This window comes from Pantoea sp. X-Soil-TKNS-1211, from assembly GCF_059730495.1.
Window position 1 is genome coordinate 2,819,151 of the sequence record NZ_AP035953.1, and the last position, 15,871, is coordinate 2,835,021.

General features: G+C 54.6%; 14 protein-coding genes, 1 tRNA gene and 1 pseudogene. 7 read left to right on the top strand and 9 right to left on the bottom strand.

Features of this window, described 5'->3' with window-relative positions; translation table 11 throughout:
- The 6 genes from AC6I8W_RS13420 to AC6I8W_RS13445 form a co-directional block, all read right to left on the bottom strand.
- Complete coding sequence (locus tag AC6I8W_RS13420; RefSeq protein WP_497835412.1) at positions 1–1,242, bottom strand: DotU family type VI secretion system protein; 1,242 nt, start codon at positions 1,240–1,242, stop codon at positions 1–3.
- Between the two features lie 16 nt (positions 1,243–1,258).
- Positions 1,259–2,599 (bottom strand): type VI secretion system baseplate subunit TssK, encoded by a 1,341-nt coding sequence (gene tssK, locus AC6I8W_RS13425; protein WP_497835413.1) that lies wholly within the window; start codon positions 2,597–2,599, stop codon positions 1,259–1,261.
- Positions 2,600–2,608: 9 nt separating this feature from the next.
- On the bottom strand, positions 2,609–3,100 hold the full coding sequence (gene tssJ / locus AC6I8W_RS13430) for a type VI secretion system lipoprotein TssJ (protein ID WP_497838189.1): 492 nt from the start codon (positions 3,098–3,100) through the stop codon (positions 2,609–2,611).
- A 26-nt stretch (positions 3,101–3,126) separates the two neighbouring features.
- Positions 3,127–3,696 carry an SH3 domain-containing protein gene (locus AC6I8W_RS13435; protein WP_497835414.1) on the bottom strand — a complete coding sequence of 190 codons (570 nt, stop codon included), beginning with the start codon at positions 3,694–3,696 and terminating at the stop codon, positions 3,127–3,129.
- 948 nt (positions 3,697–4,644) lie between these two features.
- Positions 4,645–5,301: a methionine ABC transporter permease gene (locus AC6I8W_RS13440; protein WP_497835415.1), complete on the bottom strand. Its 657-nt coding sequence runs from the start codon at positions 5,299–5,301 to the stop codon at positions 4,645–4,647.
- A complete protein-coding gene (locus AC6I8W_RS13445) occupies positions 5,282–6,382 on the bottom strand; it encodes a methionine ABC transporter ATP-binding protein (RefSeq protein ID WP_497835416.1) in 1,101 nt (366 codons plus the stop codon). Before AC6I8W_RS13445 ends, AC6I8W_RS13440 begins: the two co-directional genes overlap by 20 nt.
- A 193-nt stretch (positions 6,383–6,575) precedes the next feature.
- Here AC6I8W_RS13445 and AC6I8W_RS13450 point away from each other — a divergent pair, with 193 nt between their 5' ends.
- The 3 genes from AC6I8W_RS13450 to AC6I8W_RS13460 are packed head-to-tail and all read left to right on the top strand — an operon-like array spanning position 6,576 to position 9,511.
- Positions 6,576–7,214: a TetR/AcrR family transcriptional regulator gene (locus AC6I8W_RS13450; protein ID WP_497835417.1), complete on the top strand. Its 639-nt coding sequence runs from the start codon at positions 6,576–6,578 to the stop codon at positions 7,212–7,214.
- A 17-nt stretch (positions 7,215–7,231) separates the two neighbouring features.
- Complete coding sequence (locus AC6I8W_RS13455) at positions 7,232–8,668, top strand: D-arabinono-1,4-lactone oxidase (protein ID WP_497835418.1); 1,437 nt, start codon at positions 7,232–7,234, stop codon at positions 8,666–8,668.
- Positions 8,669–8,686: 18 nt separating this feature from the next.
- Entirely contained in the window at positions 8,687–9,511 is an 825-nt protein-coding gene (locus AC6I8W_RS13460) for a glycosyltransferase family 8 protein (RefSeq protein WP_497835419.1), read from the top strand.
- Positions 9,512–9,569: 58 nt separating this feature from the next.
- On the opposite strand, the gene AC6I8W_RS13465 is transcribed toward AC6I8W_RS13460, so the two are convergent.
- Positions 9,570–10,691, bottom strand: a complete 1,122-nt coding sequence (locus AC6I8W_RS13465) for a Gfo/Idh/MocA family protein (protein ID WP_497835420.1) — start codon at positions 10,689–10,691, stop codon at positions 9,570–9,572.
- Between the two features lie 343 nt (positions 10,692–11,034).
- Between AC6I8W_RS13465 and AC6I8W_RS13470 the strand changes: the two genes are divergently transcribed.
- Positions 11,035–11,110: transfer RNA gene (locus AC6I8W_RS13470), tRNA-Asn, on the top strand.
- A 61-nt stretch (positions 11,111–11,171) separates the two neighbouring features.
- Here the strand turns inward: AC6I8W_RS13470 and gcvA are convergent.
- Positions 11,172–12,044, bottom strand: a pseudogene (gene gcvA, locus AC6I8W_RS13475) (transcriptional regulator GcvA); the annotation flags it as partial.
- A 146-nt stretch (positions 12,045–12,190) separates the two neighbouring features.
- On the opposite strand from gcvA, the gene AC6I8W_RS13480 reads away from it, so the two are divergent.
- The gene (locus tag AC6I8W_RS13480) at positions 12,191–12,799 is read left to right on the top strand and encodes a glutathione S-transferase (RefSeq protein ID WP_497835421.1); all 609 of its coding nucleotides are present in this window, start codon (positions 12,191–12,193) and stop codon (positions 12,797–12,799) included.
- A gap of 75 nt (positions 12,800–12,874) precedes the next feature.
- Here AC6I8W_RS13480 and AC6I8W_RS13485 read toward each other — a convergent pair whose 3' ends face one another.
- Positions 12,875–13,897, bottom strand: a complete 1,023-nt coding sequence (locus AC6I8W_RS13485; protein WP_497835422.1) for an LLM class flavin-dependent oxidoreductase — start codon at positions 13,895–13,897, stop codon at positions 12,875–12,877.
- Positions 13,898–14,116: 219 nt separating this feature from the next.
- Here AC6I8W_RS13485 and AC6I8W_RS13490 point away from each other — a divergent pair, with 219 nt between their 5' ends.
- Complete coding sequence (locus tag AC6I8W_RS13490) at positions 14,117–15,088, top strand: fatty acid desaturase (RefSeq protein ID WP_497838190.1); 972 nt, start codon at positions 14,117–14,119, stop codon at positions 15,086–15,088.
- Positions 15,081–15,869: a phosphate/phosphite/phosphonate ABC transporter substrate-binding protein gene (locus AC6I8W_RS13495; RefSeq protein WP_497835423.1), complete on the top strand. Its 789-nt coding sequence runs from the start codon at positions 15,081–15,083 to the stop codon at positions 15,867–15,869. Before AC6I8W_RS13490 ends, AC6I8W_RS13495 begins: the two co-directional genes overlap by 8 nt.
- The last annotated feature ends 2 nt before the right edge of the window (positions 15,870–15,871 follow it).

Sequence of the window (15,871 nt, forward strand, 5' to 3'; positions counted from 1 at the left end):
TTAGTTCCCTCTCGCCAGGCCGTTAAGTTCAGCTTGCGTCGCATCCGGTGCCACCAGCAGCGTGATCTCCACACGGCGATTACGCGCACGGTTCTCGGCGTTGGTGTTCGGCACCAGCGGATTGCTTTCGCCACGCCCTTCTGCTTTCACACGGGCGGGTTGCGTCAACTGCTGTTGCAACAAGGTCTGTACTGACTGCGCGCGTGCCAGGGAGAGTTCATAGTTGGAGGCAAAACGGGCGCTGCGGATTGGCACGTTATCGCTATATCCCACCACCAGAATCTTGCCGCTGACGTTGTTCATCGCCGCCGCGATCCGCTGGATAACCGCTTCATAACGTCCACGCACCGTGGTCGCTCCGGAGCTGAACAAGCCATCGCCTTTCAGCGTCACCACGCTTTGATCGGCTTCATCGCGTACTGCCACCAATCCGGCATCAATTTCCGGTTTGAGGAAGGTTTTCAGATTGAGCACGGCGGGTGGTGGTGGTGCCGGGTTGCGGATTTGCATCTCCGGTAACGAGGTTTGGTAGATATTAGCCAGCACCGGCGTGGTGTAATCACCCAGCCGCCAGTTCAGGATGATATAGAACAGGCAGGCACCCAACGCAGCGACTGCTGCGCAGGCCCACAGCGGAATCATCGGACGCCACAACTTACGCAATACCGGTTGATCGGTCGGATGCACCGACAGCGCCGTCGCATAACTGCCGCGCACGCTTTTGATCATCTGCAACAAGCGTTGTTTGATGGTTTCTAACTGTGAACGCCCATTGTCCAGCACCCGATAACGCCCTTCAAAACCGAGCAGCAGGCAAAAATAGATCAACTCCAGCAGCAGGATATGCTGACGTGGGTTCTGCGACAGTTTTGCCAGCAACTGGAAAAACTTCTCTCCACCCCAGGTTTCATTGTGAAAAGTGACCAGCAACCCGTTGCTGGTCCAGACGCCACGGCTACCCCACGGTGTCAGTGCGGCGGCTTCATCCAGCGCGGTGCACAGGCAGTAACGCGCGCCGATGATCACCTCATAACTCAGGCCTGACTGCTGGCAGCTCAGCTCGAAGTGGCGGATCTGATCAATTAACTGCTGGCGCAGACGAGCAGGATCGTCATGGGAAACGGCGTGCCGGATTTGCGGGATGGCGTTAATCAGCGGGTTCGCCGCCGCCACCAATATATTCTGGTGGCTAACATCGGGCTGTGCGGCATCGCTATTCGGTTTCTGTTGTGGCTGCATCATGCGTGCTCAGTTTTGATTATTCTGACTGACTGCGAATGGCCCAGAACTCCATATTCAGGCCTGGAAACTCACCAGCGAGGTGAAGTGCAAAAGCACCTGAGCGCTCCATCTCCTTCCACAGCTCGCTGTTTTTATCCAGTTCAAAGTAGCTGTAACCGGCATGCCACGGGATTTGTGGCGGCGCACCCGGCATGGCGATCAGCGACAGGCCTGGAAGCTGGAGCTGCACCAAATCACGAATTTTGGTGACAGGCGCGACTTTCATTTGCGCCGGGAAGTGGGTTTTTAATGCATCGGCTGGCACGCTGGCTTTCACCGCCAGTACAAAGCCGAATTCCCGCACCATGCTGCTCTCCGGCACCGTCGCTACATTCAGGCCGTGCGAACGCTGCGTCAGCGGCAGTTGAATCGCGCTCTCCTCCATCACCTGCGACAACTCCTGGCGAAGCTGCAACGTCAACCGCATAAAGCAGCCATGCAAATCGTCATGGTCATAACGCGGAAAAGCATCCGGCGTGCGCGCTGGCGACCAGGTGCTCAGCTCTGCCGCCAGTTGTAGCCAATGGCTATACAGGGATTCGGGATGCAGTAACGGTAAGGTTTGCAGATGCGCATGCAGGCCAAGTTGTCGGTTTAACAACGCCAGCAGCATGAAATCGACCATATCAGCGCTGTTAAAGCGCCCGGTACCGGGTGTGCGCTGGCTCAGTTGCTGACTGCGCTGCTGTATCAGACCATGCAGATCGTTCATCATGCTTTGCAACGCATGGCTACCGGTCAAGGTGAGCATCGGCGGAATGTAATCGTTGTCGAGACGTATGTGGTTATCGCTACGCTTTTCCACCACTCGCGCCACACCCATTGCGGTCCATTCTGCGGTGAGATCCTGCTCCAGCATCAGGCGCAGGCGCAATTTACCAAATTGCACCGTTGCCGCGCCGACGGCCAGCGCATTGTCATCCTCGACTTCTGCTTCCCAGGCGAGATAACGCGCCAGCGAGTCCGGTGAATCCTGAAAGGTTACCGCCTCGCGACCATTGCGCCGCGTCGGGATCGCCAGCACCACTTTCGCTCGATCAACATTGTCTGGCAGATCCAACGGAGCCGGTCCCTGTTGGGGCTGACTAAAGGCAAAGAAAGTGCCATCCGGCAGGCAGCCACTGGCGGCATTTAATGCCAGTTTGCCCTGCCGCAACAGCGCGTCATCAAATTCAACGTCGAAGAATCCCCAGGTGTAGACACGCTGGGACTGTCCCCATTCCCGTAAGCTGCTGTGCAGAAAATTTTCCGACTGCTGGAAATGATGCGGACGCAAAAACATACCTTCTGTCCACACCACCTTTTCGGCTCTGTTCATAATCATCCTTTACTGCTTAACCAGGCGCAGGCCGTTGATATCCGCCACGATGCTGGCATTCAACTCACCATCGTTACTTTTCCAGAACTGCCAGAACGCACTGTCATCCCCGTCCGGGAAGGGCAGCGCCAGACGCCAGACTTTGCCGTCCAACGTCTGATATTCCGCCATGATGCCGATGAAACGGGCTTCGGCCAGACTCTTACCACTGAGCGTATTACTGAGTTGCCCTGCCCTCAGGAAGAACTCCTGGTTATTCAGCAGTGAAGCGCCGAGCACTGCCCCCGGCTGGTTTTGTAGTGAATAGAAATCGGCAGACATAAATGCGGCGTCAGAGGTGAGTAGCATCACCCGAACTTTGAGCGGCGCACCCGCATTGATTTGCGGATGCGCCTGGAAGTGCAGGTTGTAACGCGCTACTGAGGTTTGGCCACTACTGCATGCCGCCAGTAACAGGACGAACAGCGGCAAACACCACTTTCTCAGGCGACTTATCAACATCACCTGTCCCTCCATGTTTAGCGAGACTAGTTAATGATCCAGGTACCGCTGTTACCGTTCTGGCAGGCTTTGCTGTCGCCATCGACCGACACGCAGGTCTTTTTCTTTGCACTGCGCACCCGACGTTTCGGCTGGTCGGCTTTCAGGGTTTGATCGTAGAGATCGCTTTTCACCAGGGCGCGGAACGGCACATAACCGGTGAGCTGCGCTGCTGCTGGCGTGGCCACGGTTTTCTGTCCTTCAGCCGGTGCGGCTTCGGCCTGCGGCTCCTCGCCAATCGCCAGCCAATTGTTCTCAACCATGCCAAGGACCGTATAGGTTTCACCGGTTTTCAGCGTAGTCACCACTTTGCCGCCGTAGTCAGGGCGCGTCATCACCGAGGTCGGATAGAGCGCGCGATAGGCGTCATTGACAGGATTGAACTGCGCAGGCGGATTGACCGCATGGCGGTGAACCAGGGTGACACCGTCAACGGTGCTGGTCACCAGGGTGTCGTCAGTGATGGGTGGTGGCGCTTTACAACCTGCAACAACAAAGACAAACAGCAGGCTTAACGCAATGCGGAGATTCACCATTTTCTTCATGTTTAGTTCCATTAATCTCTAAAAAATGGCCATTGGCCGGTTGTTAGCAAAATAAATCACTGAATGCCGCGCGAACCACAGCAGTCAGGACCATTTAAAAAATTGACCACACTTTTTATCGGAAGCAATCGGCCAAATGCAGGGCTAAAAATGATCAGTTCCAATTAAGTATTTCAGATGCAATAAAAGGGAGCGTAAGACCAGGAGGGAGTTGATATGCAGTTATAAAACATTCACCAAAGTGATAAATATCTGCAACTCAATAGGGGGTAAAGCAGCGTACACAAGATTTACTTATGACATTCCTGGTCTGAAATCCACCCTGCCTTATAAGATCGCTCAATCAGGGTGCAAAAGTCGTGACGAATATTAATCGCGAGCAATATGGATCACAATCGATCTAAATCAATTGGTTATGATCTTTCTGTAGCATCATAGCTACCGCACGAGCCTGGTAAAACCCGCCCGTGAGCACAAATCATCATCCATGTATTAACATCGGCCAAAGATTTACATAAGCCTGACAAAATATCAACGTGCGGTATTCCTGGAAACATGCATAAACAACACTTAACAAATAACACTAATGGAAATTCAGCTTGTTTTACCTCGATTAAATCAGAATCATCCTAAAAAACGACAAAATTAATAAGAAATTTGCTACTGATGATGAAAATTCCTACGTTTAAAATTCATAAAATTTCACAAAAAAAGTGGTCCTGATTGAGTGCGCGTTTACTCAATTTGAGTTACGTCAGGCTCGCCAGGTTTTTATACTTACAAAACCTCATGGAAAGAGAATTACGTCGGCAATTGGCAGAATTTCGAACTGTCTCTTAGATAGAAACGTGCCGTATGAATGTGAAGGAAATGGAATGAATAGCGGATTTACATGGGAATGAACGAAGCAGGCATAACAAAACGGCGCGATTTATCGCGCCGCCCGGGGGGAAATCGTCATTAATGGCGCTTATCCACTTTTGCCACCAGACGGTCGCCCAGCCACTGAATACCGCATACCAGAATGATCAGCACCGCGATCACCGCCAGCATCACATTGGTTTCAAAGCGCTGATAACCATAGCGAATCGCGAGATCGCCCAAGCCTCCGGCACCAATTGCCCCGGCCATAGCGGAGGCTCCCACCAACGCCACCAGCGTAACGACGAATCCCGCCAGTATGCCCGGTAACGCTTCCGGCACCAGCACTTCCCAAACGATACGCAGCTTACTGGCCCCCATCGCACGCACGGCATCGATCAAACCGCGATCCACCTCGCGCAAGGACACTTCCGCTACGCGAGCGAAATACGGCGTCGCGGTGATGGAGAGTGGAACAATCGCCGCCCAGGTCCCTAACGACGTACCAACCAGAAAACGGGTAAAGGGGATCAGCGCCACCAGCAGAATAATAAAGGGCAAGGATCGAAAACCGTTGATAATGATCCCCAGCACCCGATTAATCAGCCGATGTTCGGCAATGCCACCGGGGCTGGTGACCACCAAAATCAACCCCAATGGCAGCCCGGCAACCAGTGAAATCAGGCCTGAGAGCAGCGTCATCAGCAAGGTTTCGCCAATGGCGCTAAGCATTAAATCAATCATTACTGGTGACATAACCGATTAACTCCACTTGTGCCTGCTGCTGTTGCAGCCAACTGATGACGGGTTGCTGTTGCGCCTGCGGCAGCGCTATAAAGAAACGGACTACCGCGTAGTGCTGAATGTGGTCTACCCCACCCTGCAATAAACGAAACGCGCCAGGCCAGTGCGTCGCCAGCCGCGTCAGCAAATCACCCTGAGCGTCCTCACCGGCGAAATTGACGTGATAAATCGCCTCACCGGCAGGCTGTTGCTGGAGACGCGCTGCCATACTTTCCGGCAACTGCGGCAGCAAGCCACGCAGCAAGGTTTGTGTCAGTTGAGTTTGCGGATGGGCGAACACCTGCCATACCGGCCCGCTTTCAATAATTTCACCGGCATCAATCACCGCCACCCGCTGGGCGACGGATTTGATCACCTCCATCTCATGGGTGATCAATAGAATGGTGATACCGAGTTGTTGATTGAGCGATTTCAGTAACGCCAGAATGGAGCGGGTGGTTTCGGGATCCAGCGCCGACGTCGCCTCATCGCAGAGCAGCAACGCAGGCTCGGCAGCCAGCGCACGGGCGATCCCCACACGCTGCTTCTGGCCCCCCGAAAGTGCCGCCGGATAGTGATCCGCTTTGTCGGACAGCCCCACCAGGTGCAATAACTGCGCAACACGCTGCTGACGTTGCGCTTGCGCCATACCGGCAATTTTCAGCGGCAAAGCCACGTTCTGCGCCACAGTTTTCGCCGAGAGCAAGTTGAAGTGCTGAAACACCATGCCAACCCGGCTGCGCACCGCTTGCAGGTTTTTTTCCGATAAGCCGCTGATGGCACGCCCCTCGATCTCAATCACCCCTTCATCCGGCTGTTCCAGGCCATTAAGACAACGAATGAGCGTCGATTTTCCGGCACCGCTGCGGCCGATAATGCCGAGAATTTCGCCCTGATTGACAGTCAGAGACACCTTGCGCAGCGCATGAGTTGCACCAAACGTACGGGAAAGATCGCGTACCTTTACCACCACCGGTGAGCGGTGCAAAATATCAGCCGTATCACTGATCGCACGGCGCGATAATGAAATGTCATCGGGAAAGAGTAGTGTCATGGTCCATCCTGCATCGAGCGCACATGGCCCAGCTCTCAGGCCGGGAATCAGCGCAGTATACGCAGCGACTTATTATCACTTAATCTCGATTTCAGAATTGTTATTCACAAAAAGCATATAATGCGTACGGCCCTGCGTGATCACGCGGCATGCTGTGCTAACATCTTCCTTTTGCACCTTGTTATTGAGCACTATGTCGGAAACTACCAAACGTAAAAATGACCCTGAAGGGCTTAAGAAACGCATTCTGGCAGGCGCACTGAAGACCTTTGCCGAATTCGGTATGCAGGGCGCGCGGCTGGAGCAGATCGCCGAGCATGCTCAGACCACCAAACGTATGGTGGTGTATCACTTCGTGAATAAAGAAAAGTTGTATATCGAGGTGCTGGAGCAGGTTTATCAGGCAATTCGTCAACATGAAACCGGACTGAATCTCGCCGCGATGGCCCCGGAAGAGGCGATGACCAAACTGGTGGAAGCCAGCTTCGATTACCATGTTTCGCACCCGGATTTTATGCGGCTGGTCTGCACCGAAAACCTGCTGCGTGGTCGCTACATCACCCAGTCGGAACGCATTAAGGCGCTGAATAAAAGCGCTCTCGACCTGCTTGAAGATATTTTGTCTCGTGGGCAGCAGCAGGGCATTTTTATTACCGGCGTCAATACCATTGATGTGCACCGCTTAATCAGCAGTATCTGCGTACATCACGTTTCTAACCGCTATACCTTTAACGCGCTGTTTAGCCCGGATAATAGCGAAGAAGACAGCATTCATCGTAATCGCCAACTGGCCGTTACCGCTACGTTACGTTATATCCGCAAAGCCCCTTAGTCTGCGGCTGCGCTGTGATGGTCTACGCTTTAGCCAATGGGACCATCACAGACCTCAGACTAAGGAACGCCGTAGTGAAAGATTCCCCCCTTTATCCGTTACGTCACATCGCCAACATTGATAACGAAAACCGTCTGTGGAACTGGGCGCAGAACAGCGTCGTCGGCCAGCGTGCGCAGTTACAGCGGCCAACCTGTGAAGCTGAATTACAACAGATCCTGCGCCACTCGACAGGCAAGGTACGCGTGCTCGGCAGCCGCCTGTCACCGGGCAGGATGCTGAATGTCGGTGTTCAGGATCTATTGTTGGATCTCAGTGCCATGCAAGGGATGCTCGCGTTCGATGAAGCGAGCGTAACCTTCGCCGCCGGCACCCCGCTGGAGCAGATCTATGCCACCCTGACCGGGATGGATCGCATGCTGGCTTCCTCGCCAGGCGTGATTGCGGTACAGACGCTGGCCGGCGCGATGTCGACCGGCACCCACGGTCAGGGTCTCGGTCAGAGTTCACTGGCAGACGAAGCACTACGCATCCGCATGGTGATGGCGGATGGTAGCCTGCGGGAATTTACCCGTGATGATGCCGCGTTTCACGCTGCGCAGGTGTCGCTCGGTGCATTAGGCATTATCACCGCCGTCACGTTACGCACCCACCCTTTTCGCCTGTTTACCTGCCACAAATATGCCGTTCCGGCTGATAACCTCGGGCAGGATTTGCTGGCCTGGAATCAGCAATACGAACTGAGCAAAGCCTGGTGGTTCGTTGACGACAATCTTCTGCATGTGTGGAATGCCGAGGAGGCTAACGCCCAGGATCAGCAGCGTTACTATGCCAACCAACGTCAAGTGATTGAGCATGGTGACGAAACCGACAGCAGCCTGAATGACACGATCGAGCAGACGCTAACGCAGATGCATCGGGATACGCAGATTCACGGCAAAGGCGGCAAACAATTCCGCACCGTGACGCGTTTTCGCGATTTCACCGACCTCAGTGGCGATATCTACCAACTGTTTTGTCGTGGCATTGCGGTGCCGCAGATCAATGTGGAGATTGGGGTCCCGCTGGCACAAACCCCACATATCATTGATAAAATTAAAACCTGGTACGCGGCAAAACATCCGCATATGCATTATCCGATCATTCTGCGCTGCACCGGAGCATCGTCGGCGTGGCTCAGCCCGGCGTATCAACAGCCCACCTGCTTTTTTGGTTTTGTGGTGTATTACGCCGATGACGGTTCGCTGTCGCAGGAAGGACTGCATTTTCTCACCGAAGTGGAAAAACTGCTCGCCGCCGAAGGTGGTCGTCCCCACTGGGGAAAATATTACGATCCACAACGTTACCCCTGGCGTGATATCTATCCGCAGTGGGAGGCGTTTCGCGCCGTGCGCCAGCAGCTCGATCCGTACCACCGTTTCAGCAACGACTATGTTACCGCCCTTTTCGATTAAGCCTGACGAGAGGAAAGTATGTTTGCCTGGGTCACTTTATTAACACAACCGGATTATCTGGTGGGGGTGAAAACCCTGCATCGATCACTGATAAAAAGCGACAGCCGCTGGCCGCTGGTGGTGATGGTCACCGATGCCATTGATCAGAGCACGCGGGAAGCCTTGCAGGCCGATGGCTGCGTTATTCACCCTGTGGTGCCCCTGACACCGCGTAACGATCTGGATCAGCATTATGCTTCGGCGCAGTTTGGCGAAGTGTGGAGCAAACTGCGTGTCTGGGAATTGACGGGTTGTGAGCGCGTAGTGTTTCTCGATGCGGATATGCTGGTACTGCGCAATATGGATGAGCTTTTCACCCTCGACCTGGGTGATTATGCCCTCGCCGCCTGCCATGCCTGCCGCTGTAACCCGAATCAGATTGCCAGCTATCCCGCCAGCTGGCAGCCAGAGAATTGCCACTACACCTGGTTGGAGCGCCAGCAACCGGCCCCGGCCAACCTGGATCTTTATCTCAATGGTGGTTTTTTGGTGCTGAAACCTGACATGGCGGTCTTCCAGCAGTTGCAGGAGAAAGTGGCAGCGATTGATGATCTGCGCCGCTATCCGTTTTCCGAACAGGATTTACTGAATGAGGTGTTCGCCGGACGCTGGCTGCCATTACCTTATATTTACAATGCGCTCAAAACATTGCCTTTTCAGCATCCGCAGCTATGGAATGCCGACGAGGTGAAGAATTTGCATTATATTCTGGCGAAACCGTGGAAACGCGATTTATATCAGCCGGAGATGGAGCGCGACCGCTACTACGCGCTGGATAAGTTGTGGTGGCAGATGGCAACGTAACGACTCATGCTCCAGCCTGTAGGGGCGCGATAAATCGCGCCGCTACGGTGCTCTGAAATTATACGGTCATCCAGCGCCGTTCTGCGGCTGACACCGCCACTGCTTCCAGCACCTTCTGCACCTGTAATCCCTCGGCGAAGTCTGGCCACATGCGGTCGCCCGCAGCAATACCGTTAATCAGATCGCGGATCTCGACGGTTTTCTGATCGTTAAATCCAATGCCGTGTCCGGCTGAAACGCAAAAGTTGGCATAGTCCGGGTGCGCCGGGCCGGTGAGAATGGTTTTAAAGCCCTGACGTCCAACCGGATCATCATGGATATAAAGCTCCAGCTCCGCCATCCGCTCCTGGGTATAACGCAGCGTACCTTTGGTGCCGGTCACCACATAGGTGAGCCCCATTTTGCTGCCGCAAGCGATACGCGAGGTTTCAAATACGCCGTGCGCACCATTCTTGAAGCGCAGTAACGCGCTGGCCTGGTCTTCGTTTTCTACCGGCAGCAGACGGCTGGGATCTTTCGGGTCCGGGCGTTGTTTAATCACCGTCATCATATCCCCGCTGACTTCTTCGATATCGCCCACCAGATAATGCGCCATATTGACGATATGTGCGGCGAGGTCGCCGAGCGCGCCCAGACCTGCCAACGCTTTCTGACAATGCCAGTCTAACGGCGTTTCCGCTTTTGCCAGGTAATCCTCGTTGTGCGTACCGTAGAAATGCACCACATCACCGATTTCACCACGGGCGATAATTTCGCGCGCTAACTGGCTGGTGGGGTTTTTCATATAGTTGAAGCCCACCAGCGTTTTTACCCTCGCCTGCTGTGCGGCCTGCACCATCTCTTCCGCGTCAGCAACGGAGAGGGACAGCGGCTTTTCTGAATAGACATGTTTACCATTACGGATAGCTTCCAGCGCCATCTCCTTATGCAGGAAGTTTGGGGCGCAGATATCCACCACATCGATGTTGGGATCGCGAACCAACTCACGCCAGTCGCCGGTTGAACGCGCGAAGCCAAAGGTTGCCGCCTGTTTGGCTGCCAGCTCCGGATTAACCTCCGCCAGCATCTCTCGCACGATTTCGCCTTTCAGGGCAAACACGGTCGGTGCCTGAGCATAAGCAATTGCATGACAACGACCAATGTAACCACTGCCAATCATTCCGATTCTGACTTTGTTCATACTGCACATCCTGGGTTCACAGAAGAAGTGATACGGAATATAAATTTCACCTTGTGCACCCACAACGGCCAAATGGAATATCTGTGATCATGCATGCGATGAATCTGACAAAATCGACAAATCAGAATGTAATATTTCATAGAGTTAGTGATTGCCATCACAATCAAGTCAGCCATTTCTCTTCATTATGGATTTTGTATTCCATTATCCTGGTTGGACATAACCTGGATTTTTCTCCGCCAGCCTGAGGGGATGCTGCTTTATTCAGCAGTCGGAACAATTTGTGCAAAAGGGCTTTGACAAGGCGCAGCCCGCTCGTTACTATGCGCCCCGTTCAAACGATTCCTCTGTAGTTCAGTCGGTAGAACGGCGGACTGTTAATCCGTATGTCACTGGTTCGAGTCCAGTCAGAGGAGCCAAATTCGAAGAAAGAGCAGCCTGCAAAGGCTGCTTTTTTTTTGCCGGTAGCGGCGCGCTGAGATAGCTAGTCACCTCTTCCATCAACCAACTAACAAACGCCGCCTCTTCCTCACGCTTCTCACTTTCCTTACGGGTCACCAGCCAATACGGCCACGGATAATCCACGCTGACCGGGCTGAGTTGCACCAGTTCACCGCGATCCAGCGCGTCCTGAACCAGCGATCGCCGTTCCAGCGCAATGCCCTGCCCGAGCCGCACCGCCTGTAAAACCAGGTTGGAGTCATTGGTTACCAGGCCATTCGCTACGATCGGCTGGCTCAATCCCGCCGCCTGGCACCAGTTATCCCAGGATTCGAGGGTGAAAAGGAGTTCACTGGCGGCAATTTGCTGTGGGGTCTGCGGTAGATTGCCGCCATTAAACTGTGGAGATGCCACCACCACCAGCGTATCGGCAAATAACAGCTGGCTGTGAACCCCTGCCCAATCACCTTTGCCCATGCGGATAGCGATATCGGTAGTGGCCTGCTGCATATCGTTGACACTCAGGCTGGCCTGTAAGCGCAGATGAATATGTGGGTGACATTGACGAAAGCGCATCAGGCGCGGCATCAGCCAGTGGCTGGCAAACGAGGGCACCGCCGCCAGCGTCAGTTCAGCACGTCGTGGTTTGACCTGCACCTGACGCGTCGCATCGGCAATGCGGCCCAGCGCTTCGCGGATCTGCATCGCATACAACCTGCCTTCTTCGTTGATCTGCACCCCGCGCACCTGACGGGTGAATAACTGGACACCTAACAGTTCTTCTAACGCTTTTATCTGCTGGCTGATAGCTGAATGGGTGACATGCAGCTCTTTCGCCGCAAGGGTAACGCTGCCCAACCTTGCTACTGCTTCAAAGCTACGCAGGCTGGCAACCGGGGGAAAATCCGCCATAGCCGCTCCTCAACGGGTTAAACCCGTAGCCTGCCACAACAAGCGTAAGTTTTACTAACAAAAACCCTTAGAAAGCGTCGCTGGCTGAATCACGGCGGCTGGGGTACTGTCTGAGCACAGAAACCGCGAATTTACAAGGAGTCACCATGAAACTGATTGGTATGCTGGATTCACCTTATGTACGCCGTGTGGCGATTTCCCTCGCACATTACGGCATGGCGTTTGAACATCAGTCGCTGTCGGTGTTTCGACACTTTGATCAGTTTGCGCAGATTAATGGCGTGGTCAAAGCACCCACTCTGGTGCTGGCAGATGGCCGCGCGCTGATGGATTCGTCACTGATTCTGCACTATCTGGAAAACCAGGCTGATACGCCCCGCAAGTTGCTCCCCACCACGGCAGCCGCGTTGGCGAAAGATACGCAGATTCTCGGGTTGGTACTGGCCGCCAGCGATAAAGCGGTACAGTTCTATTACGAGCGCACGCTGCGACCGGAAGAGAAGCAGTATCAGCCGTGGCTCGACCGCGTAACACAGCAGCTACTGGCAGCCTGTAAAGCCTGGAATACCGAGCTGGAACAGCGTGATATCAACCCGCAAAAACCGGATCAGGTGGCGATCAGTAGCGCGGTGATTTGGGGATTTATGCAGTTGATTATTCCGCAGGTGGTGCCCGCAGAACATTTTCCGCGTTTACACCAGGTAGCGCAGCAGATGGAAGGTACCGCGTTATTTGCCCAATATCCGCCGGTGTAAAAATGGGAGGCTCAGGAGCCTCCCAATATATGCGCGATAAATCGCGCCGCAACCGCTGTTAGTACGATTTTCGCGTTAACGCCAGCCCAGCTCCGGTGCCACTTGAGTCAGAATCGCTTCCATCACATGGGCACAGTAATCCACGCCGAGTTGGTTCGGAATGGTCAGCAGCAGCGTGTCGGCTTCGGCAATCGCTTCATCCTGTGCCAGCTGTTTGATCAGTTGTTCCGGCTCCGCCGCATAGCTGCGACCAAAGATAGCGCGAGTTTTCTCATCGAGGAAACCTACGGAATCCTGCTCCTGACCGCTGCGACCAAAATAGGCACGGTCGATATCGTTAGTCAGAGCAAAAATGCTACGACTGACGGAAACACGCGGTGTACGCTGATGTCCCGCCGCCTGCCAGGCTTCACGGTAAGCGCGAATTTGTTTCGCCTGCTGGATGTGGAACGGCTCGCCGGTTTCATCATCTTTCAGCGTTGAACTTTGCAGGTTCATCCCCTGCTGTGCGGCCCAGATAGCGGTCGCGTTGGAACCAGAACCCCACCAGATACGCTCACGCAAACCCTCAGAGAACGGCTCCAGACGTAGCAGTCCCGGTGGATTCGGGAACATCGGCTGCGGATTGGGTTTCGCGAAACCTTCACCACGTAGCACTTCCAGCAGCTCTTCAGTATGACGACGCCCCATATCGGCATCGCTCTCGCCGTCCTTCGGGTTGAAGCCAAAGTAGCGATAACCTTCCACGACCTGCTCCGGCGATCCACGGCTGATGCCGAGTTGCAGGCGGCCATTGGAGATCAGGTCTGCGGCACCGGCGTCTTCCGCCATGTACAGCGGGTTTTCATAACGCATATCAATCACGCCAGTACCAATCTCGATGCTTTTGGTACGCGCCCCCACCGCCGCCAGCAGCGGGAATGGGGAACTCAGTTGGCGGGCAAAGTGGTGCACGCGATAGTATGCGCCATCAGCACCTAACTCTTCAGCAGCCACGGCCAGGTCGATAGATTGCAACAACACATCCTGCGCAGAACGGGTGGCGGACTGTGATGATGGCGTCCAGTGACCAAAGGATAAAAAGCCAATCTTTTTCATGGAACTGTTCTCCTCGCAGGCGGGTTACGCCGCGGATTAAGTAAGTCGTTTTCGATGCTGAAAGGTTACGTCAGCCGCGTCCGTACTGATAGCCAATTGTTTTCACCCGCTTCATCAAGTTTTTCGACATAAGTAAGAAAATTAAGGTCTTTGTCTTTTTTTCGACCGTGCTGCATCGTCTGGCGAACCGATCTCAGCCAGCAGGACAACGTCGCTATCATGCCCAAAGGTTCTTCCGCCTATATCAGCCCACAACAACGTGAACAGATCCACCAACTGGCGCGCAGCTGGCTGTGGCGCAGTGAATTGCCGACCTGGCTGCTGCTACTGGCGGTGTATGGTGGGTGGTTTGGTACATTGATCTATGGGCAACACTTTGGCCTGTTGCCGACTACCTTGTTAATGATTCTGTTCACCACCTGGTATATGTCATTGCAACATGAGTTGATTCACGGCCACCCTACCCGCTGGCCGCGACTCAATCAGCTATTTGGCACCCTGCCACTGGCGGTATGGTATCCCTATGGCTTGTACCGCGACTCACATCTGGCACATCATCGTAATCACACCCTGACCGATCCCGATGACGATCCCGAGAGTTATTACCTGACGCCGCAACATTGGGCGCGACTGCAACCCTGGCAGCGCCGGGTGATCCATCTGCGCAACACCTTTCCCGGACGGCTGCTGCTAGGGCCATTGCTGGATATCCTTGCAACGCTGCAATCATTGTTGGTGGCGTTTCGTCAGCGCGACAGACCAGCCATCGCCATGTGGCTGATGCACCTCAGCCTGTTGGGCGGGCTGTTCTGGTGGCTGACACAGTTGGGTTATTCGCCGTTGTGGTGGGTGGTGGCGGTGAGTTATCCGGCACTGGCGCTGACCAAAGTTCGTTCTTTCTATGAACATCGCGCCGAGGAGGAACCACTGGCGCGATCGGTGAATAACGAAGCGGGGCTGGTATGGCGCGTATTGTTTCTCAACCTCAACTATCATTCAGTACATCACGATCTACCGGGCCTGCCGTGGTATGGCCTGCGTCGCGTTTACCTGCTCAATCGCGATGACTATTTCCAGCGCAACCAGGCGTTTCGGGTCGCGGGTTATGGCGAATGGCTACGACGCTTTTGGGCCAGGCCGGTAGAGGTTAACGCCCATCCGGGCCGCAAACAGGATGCACGCCATGACTAAACGACTCTCCTTACCGATGTACGATATTAACCACGCCACCACCCTGGCATTGACCGAGGCGCTGTTACAGTTGCTGGCGACACGTGGTGTAGCGGCCAGCGTGGAGTGGCACCATGACCTGCTCCCGCACTGGTGCGATAACGATTTGTTGCTGAGCCAGACCTGTGGCTATCCACTGGTCAAACTGCTGCCAGATGTCCAGTTGGTAGGGGCTTTTCAGTCCAGCGCGCCGGGTTGTGAAGGATTGCGTTATCGCAGTTGGCTGGTGGTGCGCGAGGAGGATGCGACGCTGACGTTGGCCGATTTCCGTGGCCGTCGGGCGGTGTGTAACAGCGATGATTCACACTCCGGCTACAACTCGCTGCGTTATGTGGTGGCACCGCTGGCGCAGCAGGGGCGTTTCTTTGCGCAGACGCATTTCAGCGGCAGCCATCGCCAGTCACTGGCCGCGCTGCGCCAGCAGCAAGCAGATATCGCGGCGATTGACTGCATCACCTGGGCGTTACTGCAACAGCATGTCCCGCAGGAGTTAGCCGGGTTAAAGATTATCGGTGCAACCCCGTTGTGCGCTGCACTGCCGCTAATTACCGCCGCCAGCACCGATCAACCGACGCTGGCAGCCTTACGCAGCGCATTGACGCAGTTGGTAGAGGATGAGGCTTATCGGGAACTGTGCGCCGCCAGCCTGATCGCGGGCTTCGCTACCCCTGATCGCGCCTTTTATGATGAGGTGTTGCAGTGGGAACTGCAGGCCGCCACGCAGGGCGTGACGGCGCTGTAAGT